Source organism: Pseudomonas sp. TJI-51 (genome assembly GCF_000190455.2).
GTDB classification, from domain to species: domain Bacteria; phylum Pseudomonadota; class Gammaproteobacteria; order Pseudomonadales; family Pseudomonadaceae; genus Aquipseudomonas; species Aquipseudomonas juntendi.
The window spans coordinates 31,430-41,120 of record NZ_AEWE02000087.1 but is presented as its reverse complement, the minus strand read 5'-3'; the positions used below and the strand labels follow the sequence as shown (position 1 = coordinate 41,120).

At 63.4% G+C, this 9,691-nt stretch carries 9 protein-coding genes; 7 read left to right on the top strand and 2 right to left on the bottom strand.

Going from position 1 to position 9,691, the window contains the following annotated elements:
- Positions 1-247 precede the first annotated feature (247 nt).
- The 7 genes from G1E_RS19035 (at position 248) to G1E_RS19005 (ending at position 7,823) form a co-directional block, all read left to right on the top strand.
- Positions 248-1,144 (top strand): nitrilase family protein, encoded by an 897-nt coding sequence (locus G1E_RS19035; protein ID WP_009682591.1) that lies wholly within the window; start codon positions 248-250, stop codon positions 1,142-1,144.
- Between the two features lie 10 nt (positions 1,145-1,154).
- Positions 1,155-2,309 (top strand): hypothetical protein, encoded by a 1,155-nt coding sequence (locus G1E_RS19030; RefSeq protein ID WP_009682590.1) that lies wholly within the window; start codon positions 1,155-1,157, stop codon positions 2,307-2,309.
- Complete coding sequence (locus G1E_RS19025) at positions 2,306-3,295, top strand: asparaginase (protein ID WP_009682589.1); 990 nt, start codon at positions 2,306-2,308, stop codon at positions 3,293-3,295. The genes G1E_RS19030 and G1E_RS19025 overlap by 4 nt, the downstream gene beginning before the upstream one ends.
- A gap of 92 nt (positions 3,296-3,387) precedes the next feature.
- The gene (locus tag G1E_RS19020; RefSeq protein ID WP_009682588.1) at positions 3,388-3,939 is read left to right on the top strand and encodes a UPF0149 family protein; all 552 of its coding nucleotides are present in this window, start codon (positions 3,388-3,390) and stop codon (positions 3,937-3,939) included.
- A 215-nt stretch (positions 3,940-4,154) separates the two neighbouring features.
- The gene (locus tag G1E_RS19015) at positions 4,155-4,784 is read left to right on the top strand and encodes a glutathione S-transferase family protein (RefSeq protein ID WP_047150015.1); all 630 of its coding nucleotides are present in this window, start codon (positions 4,155-4,157) and stop codon (positions 4,782-4,784) included.
- Between the two features lie 22 nt (positions 4,785-4,806).
- Complete coding sequence (locus G1E_RS19010; RefSeq protein WP_009682585.1) at positions 4,807-6,843, top strand: pyridoxamine 5'-phosphate oxidase family protein; 2,037 nt, start codon at positions 4,807-4,809, stop codon at positions 6,841-6,843.
- Positions 6,844-6,926: 83 nt separating this feature from the next.
- Positions 6,927-7,823, top strand: coding sequence for a LysR family transcriptional regulator (locus G1E_RS19005; RefSeq protein WP_009682584.1), 897 nt, complete (start codon positions 6,927-6,929; stop codon positions 7,821-7,823).
- Positions 7,824-7,844: 21 nt separating this feature from the next.
- Here G1E_RS19005 and G1E_RS19000 read toward each other — a convergent pair whose 3' ends face one another.
- Positions 7,845-8,714 (bottom strand): aldose 1-epimerase, encoded by an 870-nt coding sequence (locus tag G1E_RS19000; protein ID WP_047150014.1) that lies wholly within the window; start codon positions 8,712-8,714, stop codon positions 7,845-7,847.
- Between the two features lie 25 nt (positions 8,715-8,739).
- Complete coding sequence (locus G1E_RS18995) at positions 8,740-9,663, bottom strand: EamA family transporter (RefSeq protein WP_047150013.1); 924 nt, start codon at positions 9,661-9,663, stop codon at positions 8,740-8,742.
- Between the last annotated feature and the right edge of the window lie 28 nt (positions 9,664-9,691).

Genomic DNA, 9,691 nt, shown 5'->3' with positions numbered 1-9,691 from the left:
CGTGAGCGCGCGCTGGCGGTGTAAACAGATCCACAAGCCCTTCATAGGGCCAGCAGGCGCTGGGAGCTTATGCTCCTGCGTCAGCTGGCTGTGGGCAATCACTCCTTCCCGCTCTTTATCCTAGGGCGTTTCCCACTCAATTCTCTCCAAGATCCTTCAACTGCTTGAGAATCGCCCGACTGTCCCTCCAAAACCCAACCCCGCTCTACTGGCGACCTTCCAAAACAACCACAAAAAGGAAGTCGCCATGTCCGAACATTGCCCCCCCGTCAGCCCTGTCCGCATCGCTGTCATCCAGTACGACCCACAAGTCGGGCTAGAGTACTGCGATGGCAACCTGAGCAGAGGCCTGGCACTGGCCCGGCGTGCGGTGCGTGAAGGTGCCAATCTGATCGTGCTGCCCGAGCTGGCCAACACCGGGTACACCTTTCACTCCCGTGCCGAGGCCTATGCCCATGCCGAAACGTTGCAGGCGGGCCGCAGCCTGAAAGCCTGGGCTGATTTCGCCAGGGAATATCAGGTGTACCTGGCAGCAGGATTCGCCGAGCGTGAGGGCCTGAAGCTCTACGACAGCGCCGTATTGTTTGGCCCCGACGGCCTGCTAGGCCACTATCGCAAGGCCCACCTGTGGAACCAGGAAAAGCTCTGGTTCACCCCTGGCGACCTCGGCTTCCCTGTATTCGAGACGCCAATCGGCCGTATTGGCCTGCTGATCTGCTGGGACATCTGGTTCCCTGAAGTGCCAAGGCTCATGGCAGCGCAAGGGGCAGACATCATATGCAGCTTGAACAATTGGGTGTGGACACCGCCTCCGCTGTTTGATGAAACAGGGCGTTGCATGGCGTCGTACCTGACCATGACAGCCGCGCATGTGAACAATGTCTACATCGCCGCCGCAAACCGTATCGGCAGTGAGCGAGGAGGGCGCTTTCTCGGTTGTTCGTTGATTGCCGGAACCAACGGTTGGCCCATTGGTGCTGTGGCCAGTGCGGAGGAGGAAAGCATTGTCTACGCCGATGTCGACCTCAGCAGCGCGCGTTCAGCGCCGATCTGGAACAGCCTCAACGACCTGCAGCGTGATCGCCGTACCGACCTCTACGATGCTGCGCTTGGCTACCGCCTGCATGCGCCTATGCCACGCTGAGGATCCGCACATGAAGCCATTACTGCTGCCCAATCGGCAGCACGCCCCCGTGCTGATCTTCACCTGCCTGGCAATGCTGCTGGCAGCCAGTCTTGCGTTAGGCCCGTGGCCAGACTACGGGCAACTGGCGGCGACACTGGACCAACCGCTGAGTCGTTTGCGCTGGATAGTGGGCGATATCAGCGAGGTCGCATTCTACAAGCATGAGCTGCCTGCGCTGGGCTTGCTGCTAGGCGCCAGTCTGGCACATTGGGCCCATCTTCGCGGGTACCGCTGGCAGGGTTTTGCCATCTGCTATGGAAGCGGACTGTGGCCATGGGTGTTCACCAGCTCGCTGATGGGCCTTTTACTTAGCCATGCCTTGTGGGGATGGACCTTGGCCAGTGGTACCTGGCAACCAACGTTCGTGGCCTTCGTGTCGTTGCCGGCAGCCATGGTGCTGTTGTATGGGGCGGGCTGGCGTGTGGCGATAGCAGGCGCATTGCTGGGGGCATTACTCGTAACCCCGGCGAGTCTGCTGCTGGTCAACTACCTGTGCTACCCCCTGCAGTTGCCTGTGGTTATCGGCAACGTGGGTGGAATGGCCGTGGCAAGTGCCGCCGCTTTCCTGCTGTGCAAGCGCTACCCGTCATGGGTCCGTCAAAGCCACGAACCCGACGTTGTGAAGCCTGTGGCCAGCCAGCCATCCTACGGTGTGATCTGGACTTTGCGGCGTGTACTGGCCGATTTCAGTGAAGCCCCCTTCTTTGGCAATGAGCTGGCCAGTCTGGGTCTCCTACTGGGTTTGTTACTGGCTTACCTGTTGGCCCCGGCAGCACCTGCATACGGTTCAATGTTGGCGTTGCACATACTGGCCGGACAGGTCTTGGCATCCTTGGTCGGGGTCGTATTCTGGCGCGGCCAGTGGCAAGCCCGGGGGTGGTATCCGACTTATATTCCGATTGTCTCGATCGTGCCCGCCGCCGTGCTGACGCATGGCGGTAGTTGGCAAGTCATTGTGGCCAGTGCAGTGCTGGGGGCCCTGGTGGCTCCGCCGCTGGCAGTGGCGATCAGGCAGCGGTTGCCGGGTTATGTGCATGGCTACATCGGCAACGTGGTGTCGATGGCGATCAGCACGTTGGGAATCGTACCGCTGATCGGGTTACTGGTGGGGGGAGAAGGATGATTGAGCATTCGGACCTACCCACGCTGTCGATCGCCAGTTTGGGCGGGACGGTCAGCATGCAGGCTACAGCGGGTGGGTGTGGCGTAACGCCCACCCTGGATTGTGAGCAGCAACTGCTTCAGGTACCGCAGTTGCGCGAAATGGCGCAGTTGACTGTAACGTCATTGAGCCTGGTCCCCAGTGCATCGCTCAGCTTCAACGCGTTGCTGGAAGTGCTGGCCTGGGCTCGCTGCGAAGTCGAGGGCGGTGCCCGGGCCGTGATACTGACCCAAGGCACCGACAGCCTTGAGGAAACGGCCTATTTCCTTGACCTGCTTTGGCCATTCGATGCGCCTTTGGTGATGACCGGTGCAATGCGCTCGCCCAGCCAGCCGGGCAACGATGGCCCGGCCAACCTTCTGGCTGCGGCCCAGGTTGCATTGGCACGAGGCAGCGGTGGGCGTGGTGTGCTGGTGGTGATGAATGATCAGATCCATCGTGCGACAAAGGTTCGCAAGACAGCCAGCCTGGCGATAGCGGCATTCGACTCGCCTGGTTTCGGTCCTGTGGGGGAAGTTGTAGAAGGTGTTGCAACGTACCGCCATCCCCCAGACAGGCGGGAGGTACTCCCGCTGCCGGGGCGTACCGACCAGCGCGTCATCCTGCTGGAAGCGTGCCTGGACGCCGACACTGTATTGCTGCAGGCTCTGCCCGCATTGCGCTACGACGGGCTGGTCATCGCCGGGTTCGGCGCCGGCCATGTTTCCGGCGATTGGTCTGATGTTCTGGAGCACATGACGCCAACCCTGCCAGTCATTGTCGCCACTCGTACAGGTGAGGGGGCTACAGCCCGCGCAACATACGGTTTTTCCGGCTCCGAGATCGACTTGCAGAAAAAAGGTGTGCACATGGCCGGGCACCTCTGCCCGCGCAAGTGCCGCATCTTGCTGTGGCTGCTGATTGGCGCCGACCGGCAGCATGAGTTGCCGGGTTGGCTGCCCACCTGAAAATTTGCCCGTGCAGTGCCTTGCACGGGCAACCCTTCAAGCATTGCTGTGCTAGGGTGCACACACTTTTGCTAGCAAGGATTCCCTGCCCGATGCTCCCGCCACTCAGCGAAAAAGAACTGCACCGCCTCGAAGACCTGCTGATCACCTACGGCAACGACTATTCGGTACTCAACCTGGCCGAGCTCAATGGCTTTTTCACCGCGCTGGCTAGCTCGCCGACCACGGTCACCCCCGAGCACTGGCTGCCGGCAGTGGCAGGTGGCAAGGTGCCCAAGTTCAAGAAACCGGCCCATGAAGAAGCCTATGTGGCATTGATGCTGCGCTATGCCGACCAAGTCGCCGGACAGTTGGGCGACCACATCGATCAGTTCGAGCCGCTGTTCGAGGAAACAGAAGACGAGCAGGGCACCGTGGTCGTGATTGAAGAATGGTGCTTCGGCTACATGCGCGCTACCCAGGTCGCCAACTGGGAAGCTTTGCCGCCAGAGCAGGACCAGTTACTCAAAGCCATCTCTTTGCATGGGCTGGAGGATAACTTCGAGCTGCTGGACCAGATGAGCGAAGCGGAGATCCAGGCCTGTGTGCCGAAGGTGATCGAAGCCGCGCGTGGTTTGTTCCGCTACTTCAAAGAGCTGCACTGAGGCACACGGGCTCGGTTGCTGCGGTACTTGCTGGGGCCGCACTGCGGATCCGTCGGCAAGCACCCGAACAACGCAGACTGTTTTTTGTCATGGGGCGGTTTATTATTCCATCTGGCGAAATTATGGTTTCCCCCGCGCACTGATTCTGCTGCCAGCCGAATCAGTGCAGCATGTGCTCCATCAGCCCAATCCGGTGCTGACCAGGAGCCAAGCCCATGTCGAACCCGATCAAGCTCTACAACTTCCCCAAGTCCGGCCACGCCCACCGCATCGAGCTGATGCTTTCGCTGCTCAACCTGCCTACCGAGCTGGTGTTCGTGGACCTGGCCAAAGGTGCGCACAAGCAGCCGGACTTCCTGGCCCTCAACCCGTTCGGCCAGGTACCGGTCATCGATGACAACGGCACGGTGATCGCAGACTCCAACGCAATCCTCGTTTACCTCGCCAAAAAATATGACAACGGTACCTGGCTACCCGAAGCGCCAGCCGCTGCCGCCCGTGTACAACGCTGGCTGTCGGTCGCTGCAGGCCCTCTGGCCTTTGGCCCGGCCGCTGCACGCCTGGTGACCGTGTTCGGCGCTTCGTTCAACACTGACGAAGTGATTACCCGGGCGCACACCCTGCTCAAGGTGATTGATGCCGAACTGGCCAAGTCGCCGTTCCTGGCAGGCGACACGCCGACCATCGCCGACGTCGCCAACTACTCCTACATCGCCCACGCACCGGAGGGCAACGTGTCGCTGGAGCCGTATGCCAACGTACGTAGCTGGCTGGCGCGGATCGAGGCATTGCCGGGCTTCGTACCGATGCCCCGCACCGTCATCGGGCTGCAGACCAGCGCCTGATGCCCCTGCGAGGAACGCCACCATGCAACAGTCCCCCGATCACCGCCCCTCGCCTTGGCATGCGGGCGAGAAAACCCTGCAGGAAAAGGTCGGTGTAGCAGAGCGCATGGAGGCGTTCGGGCAAAAGGTCATTCGTGACTACATGCCCGACCAGCACCGCACGTTCTACCATCAGTTGCCGTTCATGGTGGCGGCCAGCGTAGACGCTCAGGGGCGGCCCTGGGCGACGCTGCTGGAAGGGCCGGAAGGTTTCGTCAGTTCGCCCGACCCACGCCAGTTGACGATTGACGCCAGGCTAGCGGCCGATGACCCGGCGACCCCGGGCTTGGTCGCCGGGCAGGCAATCGGCCTGCTGGGCATCGAACTGCACACCCGCCGGCGCAACCGCCTCAACGGGCAGATTCGCAAGGCGGTTGCAGGGCAATTGCAGGTGACGGTAGAGCAGTCGTTCGGCAACTGCCCGCAATACATCCAGTTGCGCGATTACACGCGCGTCGCCGAACCGGCCCAGGGGCGCATCGATGCGACGGCCCTGGATGCCACGACCGTCAGTATGATCCAGTCTGCCGACACCTTCTTCGTCGCCAGCTATGTCGAGCATGACAACGGCCAGCGTTCGGTGGATGTGTCCCACCGTGGCGGTCGGCCAGGATTCGTCAGGGTCCAAGGCAATACGCTGACCATTCCCGACTACGCCGGTAACCTGCACTTCAACACCTTGGGCAACTTGTTGGTCAACCCGAGGGCAGGTTTGTTGTTCATCGACTTCAGCAACGGCAACGTGCTGCAGGTGTGCGGGCGTGCCGAGGTGCTGCTGGAAAGCCCGGCCATCCAGGCGTTCGAAGGTGCAGAGCGGCTGTGGACGCTGGAGGTCGACCAGGTGGTGTGGCGGCCGGCTGCGGTTTCCCTGCGCTGGGCGTTCAAGGAGTACGCCCCCACCAGCCTGATGACCGGCACCTGGGCCGAGGCCGATGCGCGTTTGCAGCAACGTCAGCAGCAGCACCAATGGCAAGCCTGGCGGGTGCTGCGGGTAGAGCAGGAGAGCCGCGATATCCGTTCGTTCTACCTCCAGCCGCCCAGCGATAGTGCTGTGGTGTTTGCACCCGGGCAACATGTACCGGTGCAGGTCAAGCGCGACGATGAGGCGCCGCTTATCCGCACCTACAGCTTGTCCAGCGCACCTTCCGACGGCTATTGGCGCATCAGCGTCAAAGCCCAGGGCCCGGTTTCCCGCCACTTGCATGCGCGCATCGCGCCAGGCGATGTGCTTGACGTTCGCCCACCCATGGGCAGTTTCACGCTCGACGTGCAGAGCACGCGGCCGCTGGTGTTGATTGGCGCCGGCGTAGGCATTACGCCGTTGCTGGCCATGCTGCGTGAGCAATTGAGCCAAGGGCAGGCTCGGGCCATCCACGTGTTCCAGGGGGCGCGTAGCCTGGCCGACCTGCCGTTCAGGCAGGAGCTGGCGAGTTTGCAGCAACGGGCCGAGGGCTTGCTGCACATTCATCGCGCCCTGAGCCAGCCGGAAAGCCATGCGCTGCTTGGGCGGGATTACGAGTTTGCCGGGCGCCTGGGCATCGGGCAGGTCAAGGCGACGCTGGCACTGGACGACTACGAGTTCTACCTGTGCGGACCGGGCAGTTTTACCCAGGACTTGTATGAAGGGTTGCGCGGCGTGCATGTGCCGGATGCGCGGATTCACGCAGAAGCGTTTGGGCCGTCGACGTTGCGCCGGCACACGCACGCCGACCAGCCCGCCTTGCAGCAGCCACCCGCTGCCAGCGAGCCAGTACCGGTGTACTTTTCGGCGTCGGCCAAGGAGGCGCGCTGGGCACCCGGCGGCGGTACCTTGCTGGAGCTGGCCGAGGCGCGCGGGCTGGCGCCGGAGTTCAGTTGCCGGGGTGGCTCGTGTGGTACCTGCAAGACCAGACTGGTGAGTGGCCAGGTGCATTACCCGAATCCACCGGCAGAGCTACCGGAGGCGGGATCGGTGTTGATCTGTTGTGCCGTGCCGGCGCAGGTGCAGGAGGGCGTGCAGGCCCTGGTGCTGGACATCTGATACACCAGCCCCGCCTCTTCGCAGGCAGCAGAAAATACCCAGATGAACAATAATCCCGGCACCTCATGCCCCCAGGAGCTCGCATGGACCAGATCCACCTGATGAAGGTATTCGTCGCCGTAGGTGAGCTGGAAAGCTTCGCCGCTGCTGCCCGCCGCCTGGCCATCTCCCCGGCCGCCGTCACCCGTGCCGTCAGCGCCCTGGAGGAGCAGCTGGGGGTCAAGCTGCTACTGCGTACCACCCGCAGCGTGCGCCTGACCGAGGCAGGCGGCCGCTACCTGGAGGACACCCGGCATATCCTGGCCAGCATTCACGAGGCCAACGAAGCGGCGGCCGGCATCAATGCCACACCCAAGGGCGACCTGGCGGTGACTGCACCGATCCTGTTCGGCAGGAAGTTCGTCATGCCCAGCATCGTTCGCTACCTGCAGCAGTATCCGCAAGTCGACGTGGCCGCCTACTTTCTCGACCGCGTGGTGAACCTGGTCGAGGAAGGCATGGATGTGGCCGTGCGCATCGGCCCGTTGCCCGACTCCGGGTTGAAGGCCCTGCGGGTCGGTCAGGTCCGGCGCATGTTGTGCGCTGCGCCCGACTACCTGGCGCGCCACGGTGTGCCCAGGCACCCCTCGGACCTGGCCGGGCATGCGGTGATCGGTACCACCAACCTGTCCCCCCGAGCCGGCTGGCGCTTTGGCGTGACCGATGAGCCGACTTTGGTGCGCATGAAACCGAGGCTGACGGTGACCAGCAATGATGGGGCTATCGCTGCGGCCTGCGGTGGCCTGGGGATTGCCCGTTTATTGTCATACCAGGTGGCTGATGAACTGGCGAGCGGGCAGTTGCAGGTGATTCTGGCCGAGTATGAGGAAGCACCCTGGCCGATTCACATACTGCACCGCGAGAGCAAGTACGGGTCGGCCAAGGTCAGAACCTTCATCGACATGCTGGCGCAGGCGCTGCGGGACCAGCAACTGGAGTGAGCATGTAGCGCCCACAACGCGTTACAACGCTTGGTACTGCATGCTGAACCCCAGGCTCATCGTGTCACCCTGTTGCAACAGCCTCAGCCCCGGCCGGCCGGGCAGGTGATGGGCGTTGACCGGGTGGCTGACCGGCTCGAAGCAGAAGAAGCCTTGCCCCGGCGGGCAGAACAGCAAGAAGTGCTCCGCCCCGCTGGCGCGACAGGCCAGCCGGTAGCCTGCCCCTGGCTGTTCGATCACACAGTGCCCCGGCCAGCCACTGAAGGCGTGGTCGACCAGCGTCTCGGGCAGGTGGCCCAGTGCTTCGAACCGCCACGGCTCGGGCACCGTGGCCTGATACGACGGCAAGCGCCCAGCCTCGGCCAGCCACACCTGGCGCGCGGGCGCAGACAGCCTGGTATCCGGGTAGCGCGGAAAATAAGGGTGCAGGCCCAACCCATACCAGTTGGCCGAATCATCCCGGTGCGTCACATGCAGGTCCAGGGTCAGGCAGCCTTCATGCAGGTGTATATCCAGCGTGGCCTGGTAGGCGAAGGGTTCGGCACTGTCCAGCGTCAGCCGTGCGCGCCGTTGGCTGTGATGCGCCACGTGCCAGGCCTGCTGCCAGGCGCTGCCATGAATGGGATACGGGTCGTGCTCGGTATTCGGCGCCAATGCCTGCCAGCCCTGCGGCCGGGCATAACCAGCCTCGGCAACCCGATTGGACCAAGGCGCCAGTGGGTAGCAAGCCAGCCGCCTGGGCGCGGCGCTGGCCAAGGCAGCCGCGTCGGTATGGCGCAGCAGCGCCTGCCCCGTTGCCTTGACCTGCCAGTTGACCAGGCTGGCGCCCAATTCCGGCGCCAGGCTCAGGCGGGTCAGGCGGTCCTGCAGGTGCAGTGTGGTCACAGCCATGCAAGGTTCCTCTCGAGCAGAGCGATCAATTGGCCCGCCGGTAAGTCAGCAGCACGATGCCGCATACCACTACGGCGCCGCCGAGCAATTGCAGCGGGCCCAGTTGCTGGTCGAGCAGGGCCCAACCCAGCAGTAAAGTGGCGATGGGTTCGACGTTCATCACCGGGGCGTTTTGCGCCATGTTCAGCCTGGGCACGCAGACGAACAGCAAGCTAAACGCCAGCCCATACAGCAGTACCAGGCTGGCCAGCGCCACCCAGCCACTGCTGCTGCCCGGCAGCGACAAACCGGCCGGCATCACCCCGCTGGCGCCCGCGAGCAGCATGCTGGAGAACACGATCAGCAGGGTCAGCAGGCTGCGCACCGGGCCCCGCACGCTAGCCAGCTTGTGGTCGGTGATCCACAACGCGCAAGCAAAGGCACAAGCGGCGCCGAAGGCCAGGCTGACCCCCAGCGCCCAGTGCGGGTTGCCCGCACCGCTGTCGGCCAGGCGTGCCGGCACATCCAGCGCCAGCACCAGGCCGCATAGGATCAAGCCCATGAACAGCACGGTGCGGCCAGTGGGGCGCGCACCGCCCAGCGCCCAGGTCAGCAGCGCCAGCAGCATCGGGAAGGTATTGCCCACCAGCAAGGCCAGGGCCACCGGGATGCGCGCCACCGCCGAATACAGGCACAGGCTCTGGGTGGCGATCAGCAGGCCAAGCAGCAGTTGCCAGCGGCGGGTGCCAGCGGGCAGCGCCAGCGCCTGACGTTGCCACAGCAGCACGCCGGCCAGCACCAGGAAGGTAATGCCGGAACGGCAGAGTATGGCCAGCAGCACACCGGTGCCGTCATCGAAGGCGATGCGTGCGGCGATATGGTTACCGGCGAATGAGCAGGCAAGCAGGGCCAGCAGGGCGATGGCCAGCTGGCGCGGAAACAGCGGGGGAGCAGAGGAGGGGACAGCCATGTGCAGGATCCGTTTGCAGGTAGATTTT

Bases quoted from the DNA above. Each gene is read 5' to 3' on its own strand.
- G1E_RS19000 (WP_047150014.1), bottom strand. From the start codon at position 8,714: ATGGCTGTGACCACACTGCACCTGCAGGACCGCCTGACCCGCCTGAGC.
- G1E_RS18995 (WP_047150013.1), bottom strand. From the start codon at position 9,663: ATGGCTGTCCCCTCCTCTGCTCCCCCGCTGTTTCCGCGCCAGCTGGCC.
- G1E_RS19010 (WP_009682585.1), top strand. From the start codon at position 4,807: ATGCAACAGTCCCCCGATCACCGCCCCTCGCCTTGGCATGCGGGCGAG.
- G1E_RS19005 (WP_009682584.1), top strand. From the start codon at position 6,927: ATGGACCAGATCCACCTGATGAAGGTATTCGTCGCCGTAGGTGAGCTG.
- G1E_RS19030 (WP_009682590.1), top strand. From the start codon at position 1,155: ATGAAGCCATTACTGCTGCCCAATCGGCAGCACGCCCCCGTGCTGATC.
- G1E_RS19025 (WP_009682589.1), top strand. From the start codon at position 2,306: ATGATTGAGCATTCGGACCTACCCACGCTGTCGATCGCCAGTTTGGGC.
- G1E_RS19035 (WP_009682591.1), top strand. From the start codon at position 248: ATGTCCGAACATTGCCCCCCCGTCAGCCCTGTCCGCATCGCTGTCATC.
- G1E_RS19020 (WP_009682588.1), top strand. From the start codon at position 3,388: ATGCTCCCGCCACTCAGCGAAAAAGAACTGCACCGCCTCGAAGACCTG.
- G1E_RS19015 (WP_047150015.1), top strand. From the start codon at position 4,155: ATGTCGAACCCGATCAAGCTCTACAACTTCCCCAAGTCCGGCCACGCC.